This is a genomic window from Rhodococcus sp. JCM 9793 (assembly GCF_055380405.1).
The window spans coordinates 1,012,067-1,037,314 of sequence record NZ_AP043721.1; the positions used below are offsets into that span (position 1 = coordinate 1,012,067).

Consider the following 25,248-nt stretch of genomic DNA (forward strand, 5'->3'; position numbering starts at 1 on the left):
CCTATATGGACCGCCATTCTCTGCCGATCGTCGGGCATGTTCCGCAGCCGGCGGCTGCCGTCGACTATCGCAGCCAGAACCGCCCGTTCCAGCGCAGTGCTCCGGTCCGTCCCCCTCAGGGAGCGCCGAACATCCTGCTCATCATGATCGACGACGTCGGATTCGGTGCGGCATCGGCATTCGGCGGCCCGTGCCGGACTCCGACGGCAGACCGGCTCGCCGATGATGGGCTCAAGTACACGAGATTCCACACGACGGCCTTGTGCTCTCCCACTCGCGCAGCCACACTCACCGGACGTAACCACCATTCGGTCGGCATGGGTGTGATATCCGAAATGGCCGGTGCCGCGCCGGGGTACAACGGAACACGCCCTGCATCCGCTGCCACGGTCGCGCGAATCCTGCAGGGCAACGGATACGCCACAGGTGCGTTCGGCAAGATGCATCAGACGCCCGCCTGGGAGATCACACCGGCCGGGCCGTTCGATCGGTGGCCATGCCGGGAAGGTTTCGACAAATTCTACGGATTCCTCGGCGCAGAATCCGACCAGTTCAATCCCGTTCTCTACGAGGATTTCACCGTGGTCGAGCCGCCGCGCAACGCTGAGGACGGATACCATATGTCCGAAGATCTGGTGGACCGCGCCACCGCGTGGATCGAAGGCGTGACCGCAGTGGACGCAGACAAACCGTGGTTCTGCTACCTGCCTTTCGGAGCCTGCCACGCTCCGCTCCAGGTGCCGGACGCATACCTCGACAAATACCGCGGCGAATTCGATCACGGTTGGGACAGGCAACGCGAGATCACGTTGGAACGACAGAAGCAGTTGGGTGTTGTGCCGGACGAGACCGTCCTCGCACCGTGGGCGCCCGGTCTGCCCCATTGGGATTCGCTGACCGACGAACAACGCCGGGCGTCCGCACGCCTGATGGAGCTGTATGCGGCGTTCCTCGAACACACCGACGATCAGGTCGGGCGACTCGTCGACCGCCTCGAGGAGTTGGGTGCGCTCGAGAACACCCTGGTGTTGTACATGCTGGGTGACAACGGTGCCTCGGCCGAAGGCGGAATGGAAGGGTCGTTCAACTATCTCGCGGGTCTCAACGGCTACGAGAGCACCACCCGCGAGATTCTCGACCGGTTCGACGAGTTGGGGACGTCGTCGAGCTACCCGCACTATCCAGCAGCGTGGGCGCTGGCGCTAGACACCCCATACCAGTGGGCAAAGCAGGTTGCGTCGCACTACGGCGGCACCCGCAACGGGCTGATCGTGCGATGGCCTGCCGGAATCGAAGGCCCGTCCGGGCTACGGCACCAATGGCACCATTGCGTCGACATCACGCCGACGATCCTCGAAGCCGCGGGCATACCCGCACCGCACACCGTCGACGGTGTCGCTCAGATGCCCATGGAAGGTATCGCACTGAACTACACGTTCGACGAGGCCGACGCCGACGAACGGCACAGCACCCAGTACTTCGAGATCTTCGGTAACCGGGGCATCTATCACGAAGGATGGACGGCGGTGACGGCGCACCGACCACCCTGGCTCATGGCGACGGCCGGTGCGGAACTACCGACTCTCGACGAAGACCGTTGGGAACTGTACGACACTCGAACCGATTGGTCGCAGGCGCGTGACCTCGCGGCAGAGCACCCGGACGTTCTGGACCGGTTGAAACAACTCTTCCTCGTCGAGGCCGCGAAGTATCAGGTGCTCCCGCTCGACGATCGCACCGTGGGCAGGCACACCCAGGAATCGCGACCGCCGCACCCGTTCGAGGGTCGTTCGAGCATCACTCTCTACCCGCACATGCAGGGTCTGGTCGAGAAGGCGGCACCGTCGTTCTTCAACTGGTCGTTCATGCTCACTGCGCGTATCGACACCGACGGCGCGTCGTCCGAAGGGATGCTCGTGGGGATCGGTGGCAGGTTCGGGGGCTTCGCGCTGTACGTCCTCGATTCGAAACCCGTTTTCTGCTACAACTTCTGCGACCGTGAGCGCACCTTCGTGCGTGCACCGGACTCGCTGCCTCGAGGGGAGAGCGTGGTGTCGCTTCATTTCGACTACGACGGGGGCGGCATCGGCATGGGCGGCACAGTCACCCTGTGTATCGACGACGTGGCCGTCGCGAACGGACGCGTCGAGAGCACTGCGCGTGCGATCTTCTCGATGAACGAACAACTCGACATCGGCGTAGACAGGGGCAGCCCGGTCGCCGAGGAAATCGCCCGGCGCGGCAGATTCGCCTTCACCGGCACGCTCCGCGACGTGAGAATCGATCTGGCGCGCGGTGGAGGCGTTCCCGCCGCGGAACGTCGGAAGGTGGAGTTGGCGACACACTGACACGGAAGCGCCTGCGAGTACGTCGAGTACGTCCCTCGTCAACGCTGTAGGTACTTCAGCACCGCCAGCACGCGCCGATGGCCGTCCATCTCCGGTGGTAGATCGAGCTTGATGAGAATCGACCGCACGTGCTTCGCTACCGCCGCGTCGGTGACCACCAGTTTCGCGGCGATCGTCGCGTTCGAATCGCCCTCGGCCATCAGAGCGAGAACTTCCAGCTCTCGGCTGCTCAACCGCGACAGGGGACTTCGGTTCGTGGCAAGCAAAGTGCGAACCACCTCAGGATCCACCACGGTACCGCCCGCCGCGACACGTTCGACGTCGGACACGAACTGTTCGACTTCCCCGACACGATCCTTGAGGAGGTAACCGACGCCCCCTGCGTCGAAATCGATGAGTTCGGCAGCGTACGTGGGTTGAATGTACTGGCTGAGAACGAGGACCGGGAGAGCGGGCACTGTGCGGCGCAAGGCGATTGCCGCCACGAGGCCCTCGTCGGTGTGTGTCGGCGGCATCCTGACGTCAGTGATCGCGATGTCCGGGCGGAACGACACGACGGCGTCGCGGAGGGAATCGGCGTCGGTCACAGCAGCGACGACGTCGTGCCCGAACCGGGCCAGGATCCCCACCACGCCCTCCCGGACGAGGAGGGAATCCTCGGCGAACACTATGCGAAGTGCCGGCATGGGATCTCCATTCGTAGTCGGGTTCCGCCGCCTGCGGGGCTGTCCAGCATCATCGTGCCGCCGAGTACAGCGAGGCGGTGGCCGAGCCCGGCGAGCCCGGTTCCCTGCGCTGGATCGGCACCACCGGAACCGTCGTCGGTGACGTCGAGGAACAGTGTCGACTCTGCCAACCGGCCAGACACACTGACCCGCGACGCTCCGGCGTGACGTGCGACGTTTGCGAGTGCCTCACATACCGCGAAATAAGCGGTGGACTCGACGTCTGCGGGCATCCGTCGGATGGGGAGTTGCACGTCCACGGGGATCGGAGAGCGTGCCGCCACATCGTCGACCGCGGCCGCTAGACCGCGCTCCGCCAGAACCTGCGGGTGGATGCCGCGGATCAGGTCGCGTAGATCCTGCAACGCCAGCTTCGCCTGTTGCTGGGCGTCACCCACCCGCTCGGCCGCCGCGGAACCTGCGGGCACATCGAGTTTTGCCATGCCGAGCGACATCGACAGCGCGATGAGCCGTTGCTGTGCACCGTCGTGCAGATCACGTTCGATGCGTCGGCGTTCTGCGTCGAATGCTGCAGCGAGAGCACTGCGCGAGAGTGTTACTTCGTTGAGCATGCGGTCGAGTTCGGCGTCGCGGGGAGAGAGAACAGCGCGGGCGATCTCGGCGCGTCCGGCCGCCCATGCCGCGATGATGTAGGTCGCGACCGGGAGGAACGCGACCGACGCGAGCACGAAGATGATCCGATAGTGCGTGGGTACACCGGGTTCCGTCAACGACACCTCCACGCCGAAGAACACCGTTCCGAGGCACAGGACGAGGACCAGCGCGTCGATCCAGCACAGGATCGACGCATTGACCACCGCGTAGCCCAATTCCCGCCACGTGACGCGCTCCCGCAGTCGAGTTCGGAGCCACACACGCCATCCACGTTCGGCGACGCGACTGTGCGGGTCGAAGGTCGGTTCCTCGTCCACCAAGCGGAGCCGCGCCCGTTCCCACCGTGCAATGGGAATGCCCATGAGCAGGCATGCGGCGAGCAGTACGAGACCGACGATGTAGATCGACAGCAGGGCCGCGATCGCGACTACGGCAGCCGTCAGGGCACCCAGCGCGGCCCCCGTCGCGAGGTATGCGATGGCACGCCACGGCCACCACGACAACAGGAACCGTATCGGTGACCGGGTCACCGCGACGCGTAGCGTAGAAGACTCCACGTCCACGCACGTTATCGCGTCCGGCGGGGCGCCACAGTAGTGCTGGCGCTACTCGTAACAGTCGTCTCTGCGCGACCGACACGGTCCTCGATATCGGGTTGGGTCGAATGCCATGACGACAACTATTCAGGCTACCGAGCGCGGAGATGTCACGTTATGCGGAGTCTCGAGGGGGTATCGCCTCGGCGACAGCGTGGTGACCGCGCTCGACGATGTCTCGGTCGCGTTCGCGCCGGGTACCTTCACCGCGATCATGGGACCTTCCGGATCCGGTAAGTCCACACTGATGCACTGTGCTGCGGGGCTCGACCGCCCGGATGCCGGCGCGGTCCGGATCGGCGACACCGACGTGACGCAGCTCGGAGAGAAAGCACTGACACAGTTCCGGCGTCGGCACATCGGGTTCGTGTTCCAGGCGTTCAACCTCGTCCCGTCCCTCACGGCCGCGCAGAATGTGGCGTTGCCGTTGCGGTTGGATGGTGAGCGCCCGGGCAAGGCCGAAGTGGCGTCGGCGCTCGCCCTCGTCGGCCTCGGTGACCGGGCGGCACATCTGCCTTCGGAGTTGTCGGGCGGACAACAGCAGCGTGTCGCGATTGCGCGGGCGCTGATCTCACGACCGTCGGTCCTATTCGCCGACGAGCCCACCGGCGCGCTCGACATCACCTCGTCACGCACTGTGCTGCAGCAGCTTCGACGACTGGTCGACCAGCATCGTCAGACAGTGGTGACGGTGACGCACGACCCGGTGGTCGCTGCCGCGGCCGACCGGGTGCTGTTCCTTGCAGACGGCAAGATCGTGGACGAGTTCGGGTCGAGATCGACTGCGCAGCGCATTGCAGCCCGCATGACCGAATGGGAGGCGTGATGTTTTCGCTTGCAGTGACTTCCGCGCGACACCAGTGGCGGAATCTTGTGGGCAGTGCGGTGGCGCTGGCGTGCGGCATCGGTCTGCTTTCGGCGACTCTGCTCGTCATTGCGTCTGCGCAAACCCGTCCACCGTCGCAGTACTTCGATGCGGACCTCATCGTCACCACCGAAGTCCTCGGCGAGACCTACAACAGCACCCCGGTCCGCCGCCCGCTGGACGAGGGGCACGAACGCGGCCTCGTCGCGCAGCTGGCAAGCGTTGCCGGTGTCGCCCTCGTCGTACCGGATCTCGTCTTCCCCGCCCAACTTGCCGACGGCGACCGGATACTGACTCCGACAGAACGTGATGATCCACTCGGACACAATATTTCGGCGTCGATCCTGGGGACAGCCCGGGTGATCTCCGGCGAGCTTCCCGTTGGGCCCGATGAGGTCGTCGCACCGGAGGCGAGTGGATTGAGCCCCGGCGACGCGACCACGTTGGTGACACCGGCCGGACGTACGAACGTCACCGTCTCGGGTGTCGCGGACGGGAGGTCGGTGTACGTCGACGACGACACAGCACGATCGCTGTCCGGTGGCGCCACCACGGTGGGCGTAGTTCTCGACGAGGAGGCCGACATCGGTTCGGTACGCGCCGTGTTCGAGGGGATCGCGGGAGCCGGATCGGTACTCACGGGAGACGACCTTGCGCACATCGAGACCTCGGCCGATCGCGGGGCGCGAAACATCGGGTCGCAGTTGCTCGGTGCGATGGGCGTACTCGCCGCGATGATCACGGTGTTCATCGTCGGCACCACGTTCGCTTTCGCTGTGACACAGCGACGTCAGGAACTGGGGTTGCTTCGGGCCGTCGGTGCGACACCCGGCCAGGTCCGCGGCATGCTGCTGGCCGAGGCCGGCGCAGTCGGCTTCGTATCGAGCATTGCGGGCTCGGTGCTGGGTTGCACCGTGGCGCCCCTGCTCGGAGGGTGGATGCGCGACGCCGGGATGCTGCCTGCCGGATGGGAATTGTCGATCACGCCGGTCCCCATAGCGGCCGCGGTCATCGCCGGTGTCGGCGTTGCCATCACGGGAGTATGGTTTGCCTCCCGGCGGGCTGCGCGGGTGCGGCCGATGGAGTCGCTGCGGGTGTCCGAGGTGGAACGGTCGCCCATGACGCGATCGCGTGGGATCGCCGGTGTGTGCGCCGTGGTCGGGGCGTTCGCCTTCGCCGCGGCGAGCGGGCTGAGCACTGGCGGATCGAGTGCGATGTACGCCGTCACCGCGGTCATGTCTGCGATCGTCGGGGTCACAGCGCTCGGCCCCGTCTACTTGCCGAAACTGATGCAAATCTTGGTCCGAGGCTCGGGCCCGACAGCGGAACTCATCCGGGCCGAATCCGCGCACGGCGTGCGCCGGGTGTCGTCCGTGCTCTCGCCCGTCCTCGTGCTGGTGGGGTTCGCCGTCATGCTCACCGGGATGATCGACACGATGGACACCGCGTTCGACGACAATGCCTCCGCTGCAGTCCCCACCGATCTCGTCGTGTCTCCACCCGAGGGTGCGCCCACTCTGCCGCCCGATGTCGTCGAGACAGTTCACTCGTATGGATCCGGCACCGTGATCGCGCCGGTCGCGACGAGCGTTGTCTTCGGTGACCGCGTTGTCGATGTCTGGGGAATCGACTCGGCCGGGATGAGCGCGCTCGACCTGGAAGTGGAAGGCGGCTCGGCAGATCTGAAAGCGGGCAGCATCGTGCTGGACCGGGACGCAGCCGGCCGAGTGGGCGCACACATCGGTGCGACCGTCGAGACGGTCTTCCCGGACGGCCGGAACATCCCGCTCGAGGTGGCCGGCATTGTCACCGGCGCACCGGCATTCGCATTCGTAGACCGGGGCACTGCTCTCGATCACGACCGGACAGCTATGACTCCCGTGCTCTATGCGGACGGGATCGAACAGGCTGCATTGGCGGATACCCTGGCCGGAACGGGTGCGCAGGTCGAGACCCCGTCACAGTACGAGAGTGCGGGCAACGCGGAGGACGAGCGTCTTCTGCGCCTGTTCGAACTTGCGCTCGTCGGTTTGTCACTCACATTCGCGGCGCTCGCGGTGGCCAACACGATGGCGATGGCCACCACCAACCGTCGCGCGGCCTTCGGCTTGTTGCAGCGGATCGGCGCGACGCGCAGGCAGATTCTCGGCGTCGTCGCAGCGGAGTCGGCGGTGGTCGCGCTGATCGGTGTGGTGCTCGGTGTGGTTCTGGCATGGCCTGCTCTGGCGGGTGTTGCAGCCGGCTTGGCCGCCGACCTCGGGCAGCCGGTGTCGCTGCAGATACGCTGGAGCGCGGTGGTGGCCGTGAGTGTCGTGTCGCTCGTCATCGTGTTGGTCTCGGCAATCGTTCCTGCGGCCCGAGTGATGCGACCGCTTTCTTCGGAGTAGATCGACCGATTGGGATCTGAACCCGCGGTCGGCCGATCGAGCGGCAATTCGAGTTTCGGGACCGTCCTCGCGGGTAGCCCATCGGAGATGCCTGAGGAGGTAGCGATGAGTACGAACGATTGGGTATTGCTGATCATCATCGTATTGGTGGTGCTGCTGTTGCTCGTCGGACTCGTGTGGGCGCTGAGGCGTCGCGCTGAAGTGAAGCGCAGAGAGGAAGCGGCGCACATCCGCGACCGAGTGACAGAGAAGCAGCCGGTTGTCGAACAACGCGCAGTGGTGGCGGAGCAGACCGATGCCGAAGCGCGGCGGGCTGCGGCGGACGCGGACGCCAAGGCAGCCGAAGCGGCACGACTGCGCAACCGCGCGGACAACCAGCGCGCTGCAGCCGATCGGTCCCGCGAGGAACTCGACGCGGATGTGGCGCGGGCGAACAAGCTCGATCCGTCGTCCGGTGGAGAGCACCGGGTGGACGGAGACCAGCGCGTGAGCGGGGACCATCACGTCGGTGGGGACCATCGCGTGGGCGGGGACTCTCGCCACGGGTATACGGGCCGTGAGACCGGGGAGAACGACCTGCCGCCTCGCGTGTGAGGGGGGCGCTACACCGTAGAGGGACGACGGCACGCGGGCTCATCGCGACTATCGCGTGGGCTCGCGGCCGTGTCCCTCGAGGGTGTCGAGTGCGGCGAGCGCAGTCCTCAGACCCTCCGCAGCCATGGCGATCACCGACCACGCATCGGATACGGGATGTTCGTCTCGGATCCCCTCCTTGAACGAACCGAGAAGTGAACGTGCGTCAGGCAGCGCCGTATTCACGACCTTCAGGTAGGGGTCGCGGTGATGTGCGGGATCCCAGGTGAGTTCGTCGAACGCGGTGGCAAATGTATCGAGTAGTGCCGCGGCGTCCTGACGCAACCGTTCGGAAACGGGAGCGGCGCTCGAATCTTCGGGATCGATGAGTGCTTCGACTGCAACCTCCGCCATCGACACGTGCAGCAACGACTGGTCGAGAATGGTTGCTATCGGCTGGTACACGCGTGAGCCACCGACCTTGGCCCAGCCGGCGTTCCGCATGTTGCCGCGTAAGCTTTCCCTGCCCTCACGCAGCGCGGCGCGGGCCCCTGTCGACTTGTAGAGACTCCACAGCTGTTGCTGTTTCCGGTCTCGGTCTTGACCGTCCCCGTCGCCTTCCCGAAGTTCATGTGCAAGATCGGCGAGCAGGACCGAAAGCTCATGAGCGCGGAACAGGATGAGATCGCGCGCGGTGGAAAGTCGATCGGGAGGCAACACGAGAGCGTTGACCACAACACCGATGAGCACGCCTATGGTGACATCGAGAATGCGATGAAGCACCAAGGCGGCGTTCGTAGCCGTGCCGTACAGCAATACCAGCAATGCGGTGATCGCGACCCACATGCCGTCCGGCGCCAGCAAACGGCTGCGGCCGAGGACGGTGCCGACTGCGACCGCCCCAGCCAGTGCCGCGAGTTCCGGCAGCGTGCTTGCTGCCAGCGCGGCCACGAGCACTCCGAGTATCACGACCGCGATCTGGCGCACTGCGGCGGTGACCGAACTGCGCACCGTGGTGCCGATGATGAACAGGGCGGCATAGGGTGCGAGAAAGGCTTCGGGGCTATGCAGCACACGGTCGGCCAGCACCCATGCGATCAGCACTGCCACAGTGCATTTGAAGGCCGATACCGTAGCGGGGTGCCGAAGGATTGTGCGTAGTCGAGATGAGAGGTGTCGCAACGTACTTCCCGGTGGTGCTCTGTCATCCCTCCGCAGCAGGGTACTGCTGCTCTCGCAGGGTCCGGGCCAAGTGCGCGGCATTGCGGGCGGCGGTTGCGTTGGTGGATGCGACGGCTTCGGGAACGCTGTCGAGATCGTTGTAGTCGCCGGGTGTCATTGCCTCGCCGTTCCAGTAGGTGCAGCCTTGGGCGGGAATGGTGTAGCCGCAGTCGTTGAGCGCCTGGAACAGCGAAGCGACGATCGCGTGGGCCCCGTCTTCGTTGCCGACCACCGCTGCGATCGCTACTTTGCCGAACAAGATCGGACGTCCGCTGTCGTCGGTTTCGGACAGTTCTGCGTCGAGACGCTCGAGGGCGCGTTTGGCGACGCTGGACATCTGGCCCAGCCAGGTGGGGGTCGAGATCAACAGGATGTCGGCGTCCAAGATCTGCTGACGAATGCGAGGCCACTGGTCTCCGTCGCCCATGTCTGCCTCGACCCCGGGTCGAATATCGAAGTCGACGAGCCGTATCTTGTCGCCGGTCACGTCGTGGGCGCGCAGTTCCTCGAGGACCTGATCTGCGATCAGATCACTGCTCGACGGTGCAGGTGAGGGCTTGAGTGAACAGGTCAGTGCGAGTGCGGTCAGTGATGTCATGTGGGATCGGGTACCCGCCGTCGGTGCTTCCACACATGCCGGTGCTTCCGGGCGGGAGACGATCAGGGAGCCACACCGGCACCATCCGACACGCTCTCCAATCGCCAGCCCGATGCGACGTCGCGCTGACGCCAGAATTCGGCGAATCGACCACCCGCAGCGAGTAGGTCGTCCACAGTGCCGTCCTCCACGACCTTGCCCCGTTCGAGGAACACGACGCGGTCGGCGGTGCGGATGCTGGCCAGTCGGTGCGCGACGATCACGCGGGTCCGTGGTGTGGGGTCGGCAGTGAGGGCCTGGACCACTGCTGTTTCATTTTCTGTGTCCAGTGCGCTGGTGGCCTCGTCGACGAGGAGCAACGGCGCCGGTTTGAGTAGCGCGCGCGCAATGGACACCCGTTGCTTCTCACCACCCGACAGAGCGCTGCCACCCTCGCCCACACGGGTGTCCCACCCGTCCGGGACACGAGCTATCACTTCATCGACCTCCGCGAGCGACGCGGCCGCGGCGAGTGCCGTGTCGTCGGCGTTCGGGTCGCCGGCACGGATGTTCTCGCGGATCGTGCCGTCGAACAGGTAGGGATGCTGGAAGACGACGGCCGCCAGCGCGCTACGTGAGATCGGGTCGAGAGCATCGGATTCTATGCCGTCGACGAGGATCCGTCCGGTGCGCGGAGTGAGGAGACCGGCGAGGAGCGAGAGGATGGTGCTCTTGCCCGAACCCGACGGCCCCACGATGGCAGTGGTGGTACCGGGTTCGAACATGAGATCCACACCGTCGAGTGCCGGGGCGCCGTCTCCGTACCAGAAGCGGATGTCCTGCAGTTCGATTCGGGGAGCTCTTCCGGTGATGGTGCAGGTGCCGTCGTCACTGTCGACCGGTGCCTCGAGGACGGCACGGATGCGCCGCAGCGTGGTCAGCGACGACTCCACTCCTCCGGTGAGGTCGCTGAGCGTAGTGAACGGATCGAGATACCGGACGATGACAACGATCAACGCGATCGCCTCGGGCACGCCGAGGTCGCCGCGCACGGTCAGCACGGTGGCGGCACCGGCCAGGATCACCAATGCCAGCTGGGTGGCCAAGCCGAAGATGAGCTGCCCCGGGACCTGCATGAGCAATAGACGCAGGGTCGCGGAATGCTGACGTTCCAAGGCCTCGCCCACATGGCTGCGATGGGGTTCGGTGCGTCGTGCTGCGCGCAGAGCGGGCTGGGTACGGGCGAATTCGACGATTCGTTCGGTGAGAGCCGCATTGGCGTCGGCGGCGGCGTGGTCGGCGTTGCGCCCGAGTCGTCCCGACAACAGGAACGCTCCGAGCAGAATGGGCACACCGGCGAGCGCGGCGACTCCGAGGACCCAGTTGATCGGCAGCAATGCGATCGCGATGGCGAGCGGCAGCAGGATTGCGCTCAGGATCGGTGTCACCAGATACACGATGAGACCGACGAGATCCGGTCCGGTGGCCGCGATGGCTTGACGGTTGATGGAGGTGTTCTCACCTGTGAACCATGTCAACCGGATTCGTGCGGTGCGCTCGGCAACTTCGTTCTGGGCGTGGTCGAGCAACCCGAAGCCGATGTCGAAGCCGAGCCGGGAGGCGGCCGTGTCGACGATCCATCCGGTGACGGTGACGGCGGCCAGTGCGCCCATCCAGGGCCATGCATCGGACGGGGTGGAGCCGAACAGGGCACCGACGAGTGGCACGAGCAGGACGACACCGACGGCGCGGAGGACGACGCTGACGACGGTCAGGCTTTGGTGGAGGACGACGGTGCGGCGGCTGCCCGGTGGCAGCAGAGCGAGCAGGGTGCGGATCATCGGGCCGGCTCCTGGTCTGCGTAGGCGAGTTCGTTCGATGTGTGGGAACCCGCGTCCCACATCTTCCGGTAGCGGCCGTCTGCGGCGAGCAGTTCGCTGTGGGTGCCTGTTTCGGCGATGCGGCCGTGATCGAGGACGACGATGCGGTCGACGTCGACGAGGGTGTGCAGGCGGTGTGCGATGACCAGAACGGTGCGGCCCGTGGTGAGCCTGCTCAGTGCCTGCTGGACGAAATATTCCGATTCGGGGTCGGCGAAGGCCGTTGCTTCGTCGAGGACGAGTATCGGAGTGTCGGCGAGGATGGCACGGGCAATCGTGATGCGTTGTCGTTCACCGCCGGACAGTTGTGGATCGGCGTCGAGCACGGTGTCGTAGCCGTCGGGCAGCTGGAGGATCCGATCGTGGATGTACGCGGACCGTGCAGCCGATTCGATCTGTTCGTCGGTGGCGTCGGGAACGGCGAGCGCGATGTTGTCTCGCACCGTTCCCTGCACGAGTTGTGTGTCCTGGAAGACGAATCCGACCTGTTCGTAGAGGGCGTCGGCATCGAACTCGCGGATGTCGCGGCCGAAGATGCGGATGGTGCCGTCGTCGATGTCGTGGAACCGGGCGAGCAGTGCCGCCATCGTGGATTTCCCGGAACCCGAATGCCCGACGAGCGCGGTGATTGTTCCGGTGCTCAGGGTGAGGGAGACGTCGTCGATCACGGGGACACCGGGCCGGTAGGAGAAGCAGACGCGGTCGAACTCGACGGAGCTTGCGTGACGGGGTGGCGCGGAGTCGCTTTCACGGGTGTCGAGTTCGGGCTCGTCGAGGACGACACCGATACGACGGGCAGCGAGCATGCCGCCGCGCAGGCCACCGAGACCGTACCCGAGGCCGAGAAGGCGAGCTCCGAACGTGGTCCCCAGGAACAGGAACGGCAGCAGAGCTGTGGGCTGCATGCTTCCGGACGTGATCAGAGCGGTCCCGGTGACAGTGATGAGAAGCAGGAAAGTGGCGGGTCTCGTCGCGAGATCGATGAGCGACTTCTTGTTGCTGAAGGGGCGTTGCCAACCGTCGAGGAACTCGATGTATTCACGTAGTCGTGCGCGGAACGTGGATGCCGCTGCTCCGCCGAACACACGGATCACCGGTTGTCCTTCGAGATAGGCACCCGCTTCGGAGCTCATCCGGTCGGCCCAGCGCATCGCCTGCGCCGTCTTGTTTCCGGACTGGACCACCATGATCACCGTCGTCACGACGTAGACGAGGATCGGCACGAACATCAGAAGCGCCAGACGCCAGTCCACGGTGAACAGGTAGATCAGTACAGCAACGGGCGCCACCACCGCGGCGACGGCATCGGTGACAGCATGTGTCACCAAATAGTGCAGCGACAACGTGTCATCCTGCACGACGCGTTTCACCTGCCCGGAGTCACGGTCGTCGAACCAGCCGAGGGGAAGCTTCGCCAGTTTGCTCAGAAGCTGTGTCCGCAGACCACGTTCGAATTGTGCATCGACGGTGTGCAGCCAGAAGGACAGCGCGGCGGCGAGCAGCGTGCCCGCGCCCATCAGTCCGATCGCCCAGATGCCGATTGTCCACAGCTGTGATTCCGGTGCTCCGTCGAGCATGCGACGAGCAAGCTCGGTGAGCAGTACGAACGGGGCGAGCTGGATCAGGGTGATCAAGGCCTGCAGGGCGCCGGCAGCGACGAATGTATTGCGCAGCGTGCCGATCAGCTTGCCTCCGGACTCCGCTTGCCACGAGCCGCGACTGCTGCGGGTGGGTTGCGGTGCAGGTGGCGCCTCGTCGATTGTGGGTTCCGGCTCGGCAGTGTTGTTCGAGCGGTACGTGCCCATCGCGCGGCCGTGGAACCAGTAGGCCTGTGCGTACACCTCGGATTTGGGGAATCCGAAATCGTCGCGCAACCGGGTTCGCAGGTGTTTGAGGGCCTTGGATTCGGTACCGGCCCATGCTTTCCAGTTGGACCAGTCGCGATCCTCGATTGCCGCGGCCAGCGAGGTGGGGCCGAGCCGCGGGACCCAGTGCGTGTTCATCAGCGGATGATCGGACATGGGGATGAGGAGATCGGCGTCGTCGTGCTGCTCGAGGTATACCTCGACGGCGACATCGTGGGGGAGAACATCGATGATGCTGTTGATCGCGGGAATCGAGGCGGAGTCGCCGATCAACAGGTAGCCGGCGGGCAGTTCGTCGGGCACGGTGAACTGCTTGGAACCGAACGACGTGATGCTGATGGTGCTGCCGGGTTCTGCATGTTTCGCCCACACCGATGCCGGCCCCGCCGGTTCGTGCAGCACGAAATCGACCGCGAAGGTGCCTTCCTCCGTGTCTGCTTCGGAGAACGTGTATCCCCGTTGATGTTCCGTGTCAGGGTCGTCGGGGTCGGGGACCCAGAACCGTAGATATGCGGTCGGTCCCGGATCGGCGTCGTCGAACAGTGTTGTGGATGAGAACCGCACACGCAGGAAGTGCGGTGCGAGTTGCTCGGTACCGGTGACGACCGCGTCGTGGACGCGGGCACCGAATCCGCGCATCACCGCGCCCTGGAACCCCCGTTTGGCCATCAGATCCCCATTCCGGTGGCCGCCAGATCAGCGACCACCTGCTCCAACGGCCGACCTGGAGGTGCGACCGCGACAAGGCCTCGAATTATCGCTGTGAGAACAAGTTTCACGTACTCGTCGTGTGTGAACGTCGGTAGCTCGCGGTGGGTTGTGCCCAGTTCCGCGTCGGTAGCCAACTGGTTCGTGACATTGCGGCGTTGGTCCTCGAGTCCCTCTGCTCTTTCCTGCTGGTTTTCGTCTGCCACCGCGTAATTGATCGTGTTGCCCGCGACCGCACTGGACAGGATGATGGCGAGGTCGGGTGTGTATCCGCGTCTGGCCAGGGCGGCCACCTCGTGCACCATCAGGCGACGGCCGGCTTCGCCGCGCGGGAAGAGTGTCTGCATGTAGGTGCCGAGCCCGGGGTTGGCCAGAACGAACGCTCTGAGTTGCAACCCGAACGACAGCAGGTGTTGCGTGGCGTCGTGAGCCGGGTCGTCGTGCAGGACGAGGTCATCCAGCAGGCTTTCTCCCACCGCCCGCTCTAGCCCCCAGCGTCCGTCGACGTGCCGGTAGAGGGCGGTGGTGGACACGTCGAGTTCGGCGGCGACCGCGCTCAGGCTCAGGTGGCGCATGCCCAGTTCGCGACCGACGCGGACGATGTCGTCGATGTCGATCTTGCGCACGCGTCTGCCCGGCTCGGACACTTGTTCATCGCCCCGTTCCCTTAAGTTGCACCCCATAACTTAGGGGAGTCTAAGCTCATCTGCCGGTGTGTGACAAGGGCTCGGAAATGGGAAAGGTGCCACCGCGCGGGTCGCGGCTACCCGGACGTCGGTCGTTCCACGGAGCGAGAGAGCTGACCGTCCAGTACCCGGGCCGGATCGGCAGCCCAGCGAAGCCCGAGGTTCACAGCAGACTCCGAGCGTGAGCGAAGGGTCCTCGGAGCCTGCACAACAACCATGGAGTCGAACGGGAAGCAGCCACTATCGCGGCGCTTTCCTCCATCGGTTGTGTTGTAGAACAGGAGATGACATGCGTTCGAAGATCGTCGGCGGGCTCGTCGGTGTTGCGGTGATATCGGCAGCGGTGTGGGGAGGTGGAGTGGCCTCGGCGACGACCGCACCGAACGTGGTGGGAATGAGCGAGGCAGATGCGAACGCTGCATTGGATGCTGCGGGCGCGTCGCATTCGATCATCAGCAGAGCAGGCAGTTCTTCGCGGGATTCGTGCACAGTCGTCGAGCAGCGTGATCGGGGCTATCACACCGAGGCCGCGGGAGAGTGGAACAGCAGCAACCACACTCGCTACAGCAGCGATACCGAGGTGTGGGACGGAATCGGCGTCGTCCTGCTCTGCAACTGACGGCACGCGTCAGACAGTCCGAGTCCGATCACCGGGCGAGTGTAGCGGTGACAGCATTTCGGTCGGCACGCCCACGCCGCGGCACAATATGGCCGCGGCGCCGCGCCAGCCACAGGAACGCGAGCGTCACCACCACACAGAACACGACGGAATAGAGACTTCCTTCCGGGCCGAAACTACCGCCGGTGACCAGCGTGGAACCCGAGGTCGAAGTCTGCAACAGCCCGGATGTGGCGCCGTTCCCCGAAACCTCGCTGCTGAAAATGCCTGCCGCGGCGAAGTTCCAGCCGAAGTGCAGCCCGATCGGCAGCCACAGACTGCGGGTCGCGATATATGCGGCCGTGAGCATGCCACCGGCCTCGATCGCGACCGCGAGGCCACCCCACACGGTGGCGTGCTCGTTGAACAGGTGCACCATCCCGAACAGGAGGCCGGTCGAGACCATCGCGATCCACGTACCCACACGTTCCTCCGCTATCCGGAACAGGACGCCGCGGAAGAGCAACTCTTCGGTGACGGCGGCTGCGGCCATGAAACCGATCATCCCCAACGCCCCCGTCACCGAGCCCCAGCCCTCGACGTCGTAGCTTCCGAGGAAAGCGAGATTCACAATCACCAAGGCGAAAAGCGCGATACCGATGAGTGTCCCCCACCCCATGGCCTGCCAGGCTCCGCGTCGGGCCAGTTCGGTGGTGGGTCGGTGCTCGGTGCGTCGCACCACCCAGCGGTAGACCCACAGGGCGGATGCTGCCGCACACACGCCGACGATCAGTGTGAGCCAAGGATTCCCGTCCACAGCAAAGAGAAGCTGACTGCCGATGAACGACACCGCCGCGACGGCCAGGAGTTGTGGGACGAATCTCATGAAGATCCCTTCTTCGGCGCCGCGGGCCCCGAGCGCCGCGATCGATTCGAACCTACGGATTCAGTGCCTCGAAATCGTCACCCGACAGTACTAACCTGCGCGTAGCTCTCGCGGGGGACAACGTCACTCCAGAAGGTGACGGACACAGTTCCCGCTGACCGGACCTGACGTGACCAGAATCCGGCTTACGAGTCGCTCGAAATCCTTTTGAGAGTGCAGTTTTCGACGGATTTGGTGCAGAATCACGTCAAGAACTGCGCAGTCGATCGGCGGAGGTCGGGGTTCGTCGGTCGCGATGGCCAGGCAGATCATTCCCATGACGGGGCAATCCAGCGTGCCGCTGTCCGTGCGTCGTCGATGTCCTCGAACGTTGGTGGGCACCGCAGGTGGTGGTAGTGGAACTCGACCATGATGTCGTCAGTCCACAGAACCTCGAACATTGTTTCGCCAGAACGTAAATAGAGCAGTGAAAGCCGGTTGCGGAGAGTCCGTGAGTCGAGCGTAACCGTCGCGCTCAGTCGTTGATGCCGAGTTCGTCTTCGAGGGCGCGTAAGCGTTCGAATGCCTGGCTCTGTTCGGTTTGCTTGGCGTCTTTGTAGGCGAGAACGTCCCTGCTGAGTAGGCGAGTGTGCGACCCGCGCATATGTGCGGGTAGCGCTCCATCCCGCACAAGTTTCATCAATGTGGGCCGGGATATGCCCAGCATCTTCGCCGCGGTGGTCGTGGTGACTTCGGTGGGAAGGCTCCCGACGGTGACGGTTCCCCCGCGGCTGACGATGTCGAGTACCTGACCGAGTAGTCCGGTCAGTTCAGGGGGAAGCGGAAGGGATTCGTTGTCCGACGTGGCGAGCGTGATCATGTAGCTGTGGGCATCGTTCGACGTAGTGCGAGCGGCATGGACCTGCTCGTTGAACGCGCGAGCCTGCTCGATCTCGTCCGCACTCAGGGATAGGACGGTTCTGTCGTCGCGAGCGATGTGCTCAGTGCTCATGGACCCGACCTCCTTGCGTCATGGCGTCGATCCGATGCCCATCACCGTAGCTACTTTCACTTATAAGTGCAACAAGGGTTCTCTTGCTGAGTGGAGATCAGAGGTTCGCCGGTCGCTTCAAGATGGATGACGACGTCAGGCACAGCACTGCAGACGAGAGCAACAGTAGCCACAACCCCCACCCGATCTGGACACCGATTGTTTCTCCGAAGAACTCGCTGGTGATAGACGAGACCTCGAACAGGTCGTAGATCGCGATGACCAGGCAGATCACTCCCATGACAGGGGCAACCCAGCGCACCGCTGCCCGTGCATCGGTTTCCCGCGAGAACCGTACGAACAGTGACGCTGTGGCCACCGCGCCAAGGATCAGGGTGATGATGCCGACTGATGTCCGGCGAACTCCGCGTGCGTGATGCAGAGAAAGTAGTCGAGAACGCGCTGTAGCAATGTACCCGAGGAAAGTGTGGGTTTGAGCTCGGATACCGTCGGGCTCAAATCCACACTTTTGGACCGGGTTGGGCCTACCCAGCGGTGCGCAACTTGGTGGTTTCGACCGCGTATATCGCAGTCGAAACCATCAAATCATTAGTAGCGGCCGCCGCTCGTCCGCCGCATAGGAAGATGATCGATCCCAGCCTCGATGTAGTTCGTCCCCGTGCGCGTGAATCCGAACCGCCCATACCAATTTTCAAGATACGCCTGTGCTGAGATCTCGACGTCGGTGGAGGTCGCGGACAAAGCGGCCTCGATGAGAGCGCCCGCGAGTCCACGGCCACGAGCCGAGCGTGATGTGGCAACTCGGCCGATGTGGGCGGTGTCTCCCTCGGTGATCAGACGAAGCGTGGCCACCACCGAATCGTCCTCTTCGATCCAGTACAACTCGGTGAACGGCTCGAGATCGACGCCGTCCAGTTCGGGTTCGTCGACGATGCGTTGTTCGTGGACGAAGACCTCGGTACGCAGCATCAGGATCTTGTACAACGTGACAGGGGAGATGGCCGCGAGTGGTGCGTGCTGAGTCGCTAGCATGAGCCGATCGTACTGTTCTTCCGTGGTGTGCCATGGAAGGTTGGGGCGGGAGCAAAACCAGATGGAAAGCCTTGGAGTCCCCTCAAGAAACGCAACTACTTGCAGCCATACCGTACTTTCTCTGGCACAAACGTAACTACGCGCAGCGATACCGTACTTTGCGGCTATGGATGCCACGGGCAGCCGCTGACTTGAATGAATCCTGTTTGAGTGTGCAGTTATTGACGTGATTTGGTACTGAATCCGTCGATAACTGCACACTCGATGAGGAACATGGCCGAACGCCCGCGCTACGGTCCACCCTAACTGTCTTTCCGGCAGAGCTCGAGGTATGAATCAGTCATGGCTGAGTTGGCGCGCGGACAGAACACCACCATCGGCACCGGAGCCGTGACGGCATCGGTGACGGGAGCGAAGCAGGGGACCGTCGACTTGATGGTCTTCCAGCTCGGGACCGACGGCAAAGTCCGCAGCGACACCGACTTCGTGTTCTTCAACCAACCCGCATCGCCCGAAGGTGCCGTCCGGTTGGTCGCCGCCGACCGCGTCGCCATCGACCTCACCGCAATCCCGCCCGCGATCGAACGGCTCTCGATCGCAGTCGCACTCGACGACAGCGTCTCCGGCAGCCTCGCATCCGTGCCCGGACTCGGAGTCGACGTAGCTCATCCCACTGGCGCCGCGACCGCGAAAGCACTCGATCTGACCAGCGAACGCGCAGCCGTGCTCCTCGAGGTCTACCGGCGCAACGGCGAGTGGAAGATCCGCAACGTCTCCGCCGGCTGGGATTCCGGCCTGTCCGGTCTCGTCACCGAGCACGGTGTGCAGGTCGACGACGCGCCTCCCGCGCCCGCACCGGCCCAGGACGGCGTGCGCACAGTCGCGGGTGAGGAGAAACTGTCGCTCGAGAAGCGTCAGAAGCTCGACCTGCGCAAACGCGAGGTCGCCAAGGTGCTTCTCGACAAGGGAACGCCCGGGGTGCGGGCACGCGTCGTGCTCGTCATCGACAAGACCGGCAGCATGCACCGCCAGTATTCGAAGAAGCGCATCCACGAAGTCGTCGAACGCATGGTGCCGATCGCCGTGCAGGTCGACGACGACGGAAAGCTCGAGCCCTACCTGTACGCGGTGTCGTTCGTGCGGCTTCCCGACATCGCCGTCCACGAAGTCGAGGAGTGGTCGTCGACGTATCTGCACCTCAGCGGTGTGCACGGCGGTATCGATTACAAGCCGATCGGTGGGGTCAACGACGAACTGCCGATCATGGGCGAGATCATTTCCTCACTCACACCGGGCGCGACGATGCCCACCCTGGTGTTGTTCTTCACCGACGGCGGTTTCAATCAGAAGAAGCAGATCAGCGCGCTGATGAAAGAAGCGGCCGTGCTGCCGGCATTCTGGCAGTTCGTCGGGCTCGGCAAGGCCAACTACGGGGTCCTCGAACGCCTCGACACCATGGAGGGTCGCGTCGTCGACAATGCCGGATTCTTCAGCGTCGACGACATCGGAAAGATCAGCGATGCAGAGCTCTACCGTCGTTTGCTGAGCGAATTTCCGGACTGGTTGCGTGCGGCTCGAGCGGCGGGCATCGTTCGGTAGTGCGCGTGGCACCCGGGAGGGCTCGGTCAGCCGACAGGCACGAGTTCCGGAGCGTCGAGCGGGTCGGGGGTGTGCCGTTCGCGCACAACCGCAATCGCGGTGAGCAGCACACCGACTGCGGTCCACCCCGCCAGTACAGCCCATGAGAAGGCAGTGCTCGCGTCGGGGAAGTACGAGAGTTCTTTCAGTAGTGTCGCGCTCGCGCCCGGTGGGAACCACTGGCCGATCGCGCCCCAGGGTGAGAGCAGGAATTCGACCGGCATGGTGGCAGCCGAAATAGGGTTGGCGACGAGCATCATCAGCACCGCGCCGATCCCGATGCCGGGAGGACCGATCAGGCTGCGAAGTCCGACGATGGGTGCCGTGATCGCCACGAGCGCGAATCCGATTGCGGCGGCGTTCGTCCAGTAACTGCCCTGCAACGCCCCGAACATGCCCTGCAGGATGGCGCCGAGCAGCAGTCCGCCGACCACCCCGTACGTCACGAGCGCGCCGATGCGGTGTGATGCGCGAGCGACCCCGAACGAGATGAGGACGGCACCGGCCATGCCGCCCAGGACGAGCGGGAACGCGGCGACACTCAGCTTTGCTCCGCGCGCATCCGAATCGGAGAACGGTACGACGTCGGTCACCGGAACTTCGGCCTGCGGGATCGTGAAGGAGGTCGGCGCGTTCGCTGCGGCTGGTTCGGCGAGACGCTGCGCGATCGCGGCTTCCGTCGCCGACCGTAGCTGCGCGTCGATCTGCTGCTGAATTCCGGTCGCCATGCCCTGAAGCATTTGCGCGACTTGAGCATTCGCCGCGGTCGCGACGAGGACCTCGGGCATGTCGGTGGGGTTGTCGCCGAGGACGATCGCGCCGTAGATCTCGCGTCGCTCGACCGCCGCAACTGCTGCGTCGCGGGTGTCCTCCTCGATGAGGAGCAGTGCGTCGCCGGACTGAGCTTCGAGCATCCCGGTGGTCTGTGCGACCGATGCGTCGGGGCCGACGATTCCGACGGGTAGATCGCGCGGTTCGGAGGTGACGGCCGGCCACGCGAATGCCAGCAGGACGACGCCGACGATGACGGCTGCGCCCGCCGCGAGGGCGATGGCACGTGCAATCGGTGGCGTGCCTGTCGCCGGTGGGGTAGCGCTCATGTTGCTCCTATCAAAACGAATATTCGTTCTTTATGGTGAGGTCGGTTAGAGTGGCTTGTCAACAATGGCGCTGTGAACAGGAGAAATGTCGTGCCGAGGGTGAGTGAGGCGCATCGTGTCGCGCGGCGGGCAGAGATCATCGACGCGGCCCTACGGTGTTTCACCCGTGCGGGCTACCAGCGCACATCGATGGCCGACATCATCGCTGAATCCGGGCTGTCGGCCGGTGCCATCTACGGCTACTTCAGCGGAAAACAACAGTTGCTCGTCGCGGTCGCCGACCACGTCCTCAGCGATCGGCATACTGCACTGACCGCTGGCGGCGCGTTTGCGGAGGCGAAGAGCCCAGGGGATGTCGCTGCGGGCATCATGAGGACTCTTGCCGAAGATCTGCACACCCTCGCGGGCGACGATTACGGACGGGCGATCCTGCAGGTGTGGGCCGAAGCCACCATCGACCCCGAGATCCGCGAACTCGCCCAATCTGTCATCGGCCGGCTACTCGGGGCGGTCACCGGCGCACTCGTGGAATGCGCCGAAGCCAACCCGGGCGTGCTTCCCGCCGGAGCTACCGACCTTCACACCTGGGCGGCCGGATACGCGCCGGTGGTGCTCGGCGTGGTCCAAGGCTTCATCGTGCAGCAGTCTCTGCGCGACGACTTCGACGTCGATGCCTACATTGCAACCGCAGCCGAGATGCTGTGAGGCGCGCGTGAACTTGTGTGGATTCGAGCCCGGTATCCGGCCTCGAATCCACACTATCGACCCGTGGTTCCGTCGATGAGTTCGCGGAGGATATCTACGTGTCCGGCGTGGCGACCGGTTTCTTCGATCATGTGCGCCAGCGCCCACCGGGCACTCGGCCCCGGGCGCTCACCGGCTCCGTGCGGAATCGGCGCGGCAAGGTCCGTGCACCTGTCCAGCATCGCGTTGGATTGTTCGACGGCAGCGCGGTAGCGGGTAACGACGCTCTCGACGGTGTCTGTGGAATCGCAGCGGAATGTCTTCGGCCAATTGGTGGTTCGGCGGCCCAGGAAGATCGACTCCTCGACGTGAGCGAGGTGTTTCAGCAGGCCGAGCAGGCTGGTGCCCGACGGAACGCCCGCGGTGCGCACCTCGGGTTCGGGAGTGGTCTCGACCTTGGTTGCGATCGATGTGCGGAGGTAGTCCAGGAAGCCGCGCAGCACCTCGGCCTCGCTGCTGCCGGTCTTCGGTGGCGGGGCGTCGCGGCGTCGGTTCACGGTCATGCAGATCGTCCTCGGTCGGAGGCGCGGCGGATCATCAGGATGTGGTCGGTGACCTCGGCCTTGCGTCCGTCCGGCCCGGCCGCGATCCGTTGATCCGCCTCGGCGCGTACAAGCTCCCACTCCGGGGGATCCAGTGCGATCTCGCGATGGAGCTCTCGAGAACTCGGGAAGTGGGTGCTCGGGTCCTGGTTCCACGACCACGGCGCGATGGAGCCGTGATCCACGACCAGCAGATGACCGCCGGGCCGCAGTGCATGTGCTGCGGCCCGGAACACGGCCGCCCGATCCAAGTGGGAGGCGGCGTGCAGGTAATGGGCGTTCACCAGGTCGAACTCCCCGGACGGGACTCCCGCGTCGAGGTCCCACTGAGTCGCGACGAGCCGGTGCGTGAGGCGGGTCTTCTGGGCGAGTGCTGTCAGCTGTTCGACTGCGCGCTGCGAGATGTCGAGGGCGGTGACGTTCCAGTCGTGCTCAGCGAGCCAGAGTGCGTCGCCGCCGTTGCCGCAGCCCAGCTCCAGTGCGTCGCCGGGGGTGAGGTGGGAGGTCATCTCGACGAGGCGCGCGTTCGGCGCAACCCGATAGGGTTCGGAGGTGGTCTTGGAAGCTCTGGTCATGCGATCCACGCTCGCACCCTGCATTGCATCGAGCCAGGGTCCTTGCAGGATTGCAAAATGAGAGCTCGGTAGGGTCGAGGAGGCGCGATGGATGACGAGGTGCTCCGCGCGGTCGGCCCACGGCTTCGAGGGTTCCGGCAATCGCTGGGGCTGAGCCTCGACGAGCTGTCCGCACGTAGCGGGATTACGGCCAGCACGATCTCCCGACTCGAGCGGGGCCTGGTGCGTCCGAGTTTGGAGCAGCTGCTTCCGCTTGCCCGGGTCTACGGACTGCCACTGGACGAACTCGTCGCTGCCCCGCGCGTCGGTGATCCGAGAGTCCATCTGAAACCTGTGCGCAAGCACGGTCTGACATTCATCCCGCTCGGCGTCCACGCTGGGGGCATACGGGGATTCAAGGTGATCTACCCGCCCAGCGCGGTGGCCCCGGCGAAGTACAACACCCATCCGGGGCGAGGGTGGTTCTACGTCCTCAGCGGCACGGTGACCTTGGCGTTGTCCGACGAGCGCACCACCCTCGGGGCGGGCGAGGCGGCAGAGTTCGCCACCACGACCCCGCACTGGATCGCCAACGCCCACAAGGACCGACCCGCCGAGATCATCGCTCTGTACAGCGTGCAGGGCGAACGTGTCCACGTCACCGATGTTTGAACACCACGACCGCAGGAAGCTGAGGTGCGATCTGTGTTGTGCTGGGCAACTCGAGAAGGACGCCCTGCGGGCGGCTGTGCCTGACCATGTGGAGACCCTGCGGGTCCCTGAGCTTGCCTTCGGCCCCTTCCCCAACGCTGCCCGGTCGCCATACCCCGATAGACCATCTCGGCCAACGCTTCTGGCCCCACGTCGGAGGTGACGTGCGGCTCACGCTGAACCCGGTCGTTCGTGTCGACCCTCACGAGCGGGTGCTCCACCGCCAGCTGTGGAGACGAAGGTACTGGCGCCCAGTCGGTTTCACGCACGGGAAGGCACCCCTGCGCGCAGCGTCGAAGCGCTGACGTCGGACCTGAGGAGATGAGCGACGATGCCTGCCCGCTGTGCCGTGGTTACCGGAACGGCCCTTGTGCACGCCGGTGCAGGCGGCAAACACCTCGAGCCCCTCGACTGGCTGCCGGAGCAGGGTCGAGGGGCGAGAAGGTCAGGACGTCGATGAACCTGGAGGCCAGAAGAGGTGGCCGGCGCGGGAGAATGCGCTCGCGGCTCGTCGCTGGTGCACGCCTCTGTGAGGCGTGTGGATAGAATCCACCGTACGGTGCATGACAGGTCCGTTCTGTTGTGTACCCAGACCCCGGTTCGGTGTTGGCGCACCGGCCGGGGTCGACCTATTTTCAAGGTCAGTGGAGGGATAGTCCCACGTGCGGCGGATGCCGTCAACCGGGGCGGGAACGTTCGCACGCCTTCGGGGGTCTGCCCGCTACAGCCCTCGGGGGTGCTCAGATGTGCGACGGAAACGACGCACGCGTATGCTGTTGTTACTGTCGCATCAGGTGGAGGCCGGCATGAGCATCGACCACGATCTCGGCGCGGAACTGCGCGCCCTACCGGATGGCGCGTTCTTGGCTCTACTTGCTGACGAAGTCGGCCGCCGTGAGTCCATGAGCTCGGTACGAGACTCCCTGCTCTCGCTCGTCGCTTCCGGGCCCACTCTCAGCGCCTCGATCTCTTCGGCGGTGCCTGCGCACACAGTGGCGGAGGCGGTCGCACGGGCCCGGATCGAGACTTCCGCCCGGCAAGCAATCTTCGAACATCCACATCTCGAGGCGAGCGATATCGCCGACGTCCTGCAGTCCCGTGATAGTAACCGGCGCAGCCCGGCCAGCCGGTTACGCGAACGCGGCGACATCGTCGGATACGAGATCGGTGGGCGCTACCTCTACCCGAGTTTCCAGTTCGACGCCACCACTGCGAAGGTCAGACCGGTCGTCGCGGAAATCAACCAGTTGCTCGATGCGAAGCACGACCCATGGGGAGTGAGTTCGTGGTGGCTCAGTCCATCCGGGTGGCTCGAGGACGGAGAATCTCCGGCGGACCTCGCCGCAGCGGGCGGTCACGAAGATCATCTCCGCGCCATCGTCCATGATCTGTTGGAGGATTGAACC

23 protein-coding genes are annotated in these 25,248 nt (G+C 64.7%); 9 read left to right on the top strand and 14 right to left on the bottom strand.

The features are described 5' to 3' along the window. Positions 1–5 precede the first annotated feature (5 nt). The gene (locus tag ACZ46K_RS06920) at positions 6–2,348 is read left to right on the top strand and encodes an arylsulfatase (RefSeq protein ID WP_054804939.1); all 2,343 of its coding nucleotides are present in this window, start codon (positions 6–8) and stop codon (positions 2,346–2,348) included. Between the two features lie 38 nt (positions 2,349–2,386). Here ACZ46K_RS06920 and ACZ46K_RS06925 read toward each other — a convergent pair whose 3' ends face one another. After that, entirely contained in the window at positions 2,387–3,034 is a 648-nt protein-coding gene (locus ACZ46K_RS06925; RefSeq protein ID WP_054809829.1) for a response regulator transcription factor, read from the bottom strand. Continuing rightward, a complete protein-coding gene (locus tag ACZ46K_RS06930; RefSeq protein WP_054804955.1) occupies positions 3,016–4,245 on the bottom strand; it encodes a sensor domain-containing protein in 1,230 nt (409 codons plus the stop codon). The genes ACZ46K_RS06925 and ACZ46K_RS06930 overlap by 19 nt, the downstream gene beginning before the upstream one ends. Positions 4,246–4,357: 112 nt before the next feature. Between ACZ46K_RS06930 and ACZ46K_RS06935 the strand changes: the two genes are divergently transcribed. The 3 genes from ACZ46K_RS06935 (at position 4,358) to ACZ46K_RS06945 (ending at position 8,130) form a co-directional block, all read left to right on the top strand. Continuing rightward, complete coding sequence (locus ACZ46K_RS06935) at positions 4,358–5,110, top strand: ABC transporter ATP-binding protein (RefSeq protein WP_440126658.1); 753 nt, start codon at positions 4,358–4,360, stop codon at positions 5,108–5,110. Next, the gene (locus ACZ46K_RS06940; RefSeq protein ID WP_464747325.1) at positions 5,110–7,536 is read left to right on the top strand and encodes an ABC transporter permease; all 2,427 of its coding nucleotides are present in this window, start codon (positions 5,110–5,112) and stop codon (positions 7,534–7,536) included. Before ACZ46K_RS06935 ends, ACZ46K_RS06940 begins: the two co-directional genes overlap by 1 nt. Positions 7,537–7,641: 105 nt before the next feature. After that, positions 7,642–8,130: a hypothetical protein gene (locus ACZ46K_RS06945; protein ID WP_440126656.1), complete on the top strand. Its 489-nt coding sequence runs from the start codon at positions 7,642–7,644 to the stop codon at positions 8,128–8,130. Positions 8,131–8,178: 48 nt separating this feature from the next. Here ACZ46K_RS06945 and ACZ46K_RS06950 read toward each other — a convergent pair whose 3' ends face one another. From ACZ46K_RS06950 to ACZ46K_RS06970, 5 genes are all read right to left on the bottom strand, one after another. Then, entirely contained in the window at positions 8,179–9,219 is a 1,041-nt protein-coding gene (locus tag ACZ46K_RS06950) for an FUSC family protein (protein WP_440126655.1), read from the bottom strand. A gap of 94 nt (positions 9,220–9,313) precedes the next feature. After that, the gene (locus ACZ46K_RS06955; RefSeq protein ID WP_054804957.1) at positions 9,314–9,928 is read right to left on the bottom strand and encodes a flavodoxin family protein; all 615 of its coding nucleotides are present in this window, start codon (positions 9,926–9,928) and stop codon (positions 9,314–9,316) included. 62 nt (positions 9,929–9,990) lie between these two features. Next, a complete protein-coding gene (locus ACZ46K_RS06960) occupies positions 9,991–11,748 on the bottom strand; it encodes an ABC transporter ATP-binding protein (RefSeq protein ID WP_464747328.1) in 1,758 nt (585 codons plus the stop codon). Continuing rightward, positions 11,745–14,321, bottom strand: coding sequence for an ABC transporter ATP-binding protein/permease (locus tag ACZ46K_RS06965; RefSeq protein WP_464747330.1), 2,577 nt, complete (start codon positions 14,319–14,321; stop codon positions 11,745–11,747). Before ACZ46K_RS06965 ends, ACZ46K_RS06960 begins: the two co-directional genes overlap by 4 nt. Further along, positions 14,321–14,986 (bottom strand): TetR/AcrR family transcriptional regulator, encoded by a 666-nt coding sequence (locus ACZ46K_RS06970; protein WP_454841976.1) that lies wholly within the window; start codon positions 14,984–14,986, stop codon positions 14,321–14,323. Before ACZ46K_RS06970 ends, ACZ46K_RS06965 begins: the two co-directional genes overlap by 1 nt. A 349-nt stretch (positions 14,987–15,335) precedes the next feature. Here ACZ46K_RS06970 and ACZ46K_RS06975 point away from each other — a divergent pair, with 349 nt between their 5' ends. Further along, positions 15,336–15,665 carry a hypothetical protein gene (locus ACZ46K_RS06975; protein WP_054804944.1) on the top strand — a complete coding sequence of 110 codons (330 nt, stop codon included), beginning with the start codon at positions 15,336–15,338 and terminating at the stop codon, positions 15,663–15,665. 28 nt (positions 15,666–15,693) lie between these two features. Here ACZ46K_RS06975 and ACZ46K_RS06980 read toward each other — a convergent pair whose 3' ends face one another. The 4 genes from ACZ46K_RS06980 to ACZ46K_RS06995 all read right to left on the bottom strand — a co-directional run bounded on the left by ACZ46K_RS06980 (position 15,694) and on the right by ACZ46K_RS06995 (position 18,553). Continuing rightward, positions 15,694–16,530, bottom strand: coding sequence for a lysostaphin resistance A-like protein (locus tag ACZ46K_RS06980; protein WP_464747331.1), 837 nt, complete (start codon positions 16,528–16,530; stop codon positions 15,694–15,696). Between the two features lie 514 nt (positions 16,531–17,044). Beyond that, the gene (locus tag ACZ46K_RS06985; protein WP_054809989.1) at positions 17,045–17,521 is read right to left on the bottom strand and encodes a helix-turn-helix domain-containing protein; all 477 of its coding nucleotides are present in this window, start codon (positions 17,519–17,521) and stop codon (positions 17,045–17,047) included. Between the two features lie 97 nt (positions 17,522–17,618). Then, complete coding sequence (locus ACZ46K_RS06990) at positions 17,619–17,879, bottom strand: hypothetical protein (protein WP_054804946.1); 261 nt, start codon at positions 17,877–17,879, stop codon at positions 17,619–17,621. A 230-nt stretch (positions 17,880–18,109) separates the two neighbouring features. Continuing rightward, on the bottom strand, positions 18,110–18,553 hold the full coding sequence (locus tag ACZ46K_RS06995; protein WP_054804947.1) for a GNAT family N-acetyltransferase: 444 nt from the start codon (positions 18,551–18,553) through the stop codon (positions 18,110–18,112). 342 nt (positions 18,554–18,895) lie between these two features. On the opposite strand from ACZ46K_RS06995, the gene ACZ46K_RS07000 reads away from it, so the two are divergent. Continuing rightward, positions 18,896–20,152, top strand: a complete 1,257-nt coding sequence (locus ACZ46K_RS07000) for a vWA domain-containing protein (protein WP_054804948.1) — start codon at positions 18,896–18,898, stop codon at positions 20,150–20,152. 26 nt (positions 20,153–20,178) lie between these two features. Here ACZ46K_RS07000 and ACZ46K_RS07005 read toward each other — a convergent pair whose 3' ends face one another. Next, positions 20,179–21,291, bottom strand: coding sequence for an ABC transporter permease (locus ACZ46K_RS07005; RefSeq protein WP_464747334.1), 1,113 nt, complete (start codon positions 21,289–21,291; stop codon positions 20,179–20,181). Positions 21,292–21,381: 90 nt separating this feature from the next. On the opposite strand from ACZ46K_RS07005, the gene ACZ46K_RS07010 reads away from it, so the two are divergent. Then, positions 21,382–21,996 (top strand): TetR/AcrR family transcriptional regulator, encoded by a 615-nt coding sequence (locus ACZ46K_RS07010; RefSeq protein ID WP_464747336.1) that lies wholly within the window; start codon positions 21,382–21,384, stop codon positions 21,994–21,996. Positions 21,997–22,049: 53 nt separating this feature from the next. Here the strand turns inward: ACZ46K_RS07010 and ACZ46K_RS07015 are convergent, their stop codons facing one another. Both ACZ46K_RS07015 and ACZ46K_RS07020 read right to left on the bottom strand, forming a co-directional pair. Further along, positions 22,050–22,538: a DinB family protein gene (locus ACZ46K_RS07015; protein WP_054804950.1), complete on the bottom strand. Its 489-nt coding sequence runs from the start codon at positions 22,536–22,538 to the stop codon at positions 22,050–22,052. Then, on the bottom strand, positions 22,535–23,152 hold the full coding sequence (locus ACZ46K_RS07020) for a class I SAM-dependent methyltransferase (RefSeq protein ID WP_464747338.1): 618 nt from the start codon (positions 23,150–23,152) through the stop codon (positions 22,535–22,537). Before ACZ46K_RS07020 ends, ACZ46K_RS07015 begins: the two co-directional genes overlap by 4 nt. 87 nt (positions 23,153–23,239) lie before the next feature. Here ACZ46K_RS07020 and ACZ46K_RS07025 point away from each other — a divergent pair, with 87 nt between their 5' ends. Both ACZ46K_RS07025 and ACZ46K_RS07030 read left to right on the top strand, forming a co-directional pair. Further along, the gene (locus tag ACZ46K_RS07025; RefSeq protein WP_054804952.1) at positions 23,240–23,803 is read left to right on the top strand and encodes a helix-turn-helix domain-containing protein; all 564 of its coding nucleotides are present in this window, start codon (positions 23,240–23,242) and stop codon (positions 23,801–23,803) included. A gap of 845 nt (positions 23,804–24,648) precedes the next feature. Beyond that, positions 24,649–25,245, top strand: coding sequence for a hypothetical protein (locus ACZ46K_RS07030; RefSeq protein ID WP_054809994.1), 597 nt, complete (start codon positions 24,649–24,651; stop codon positions 25,243–25,245). Positions 25,246–25,248 lie beyond the last annotated feature (3 nt).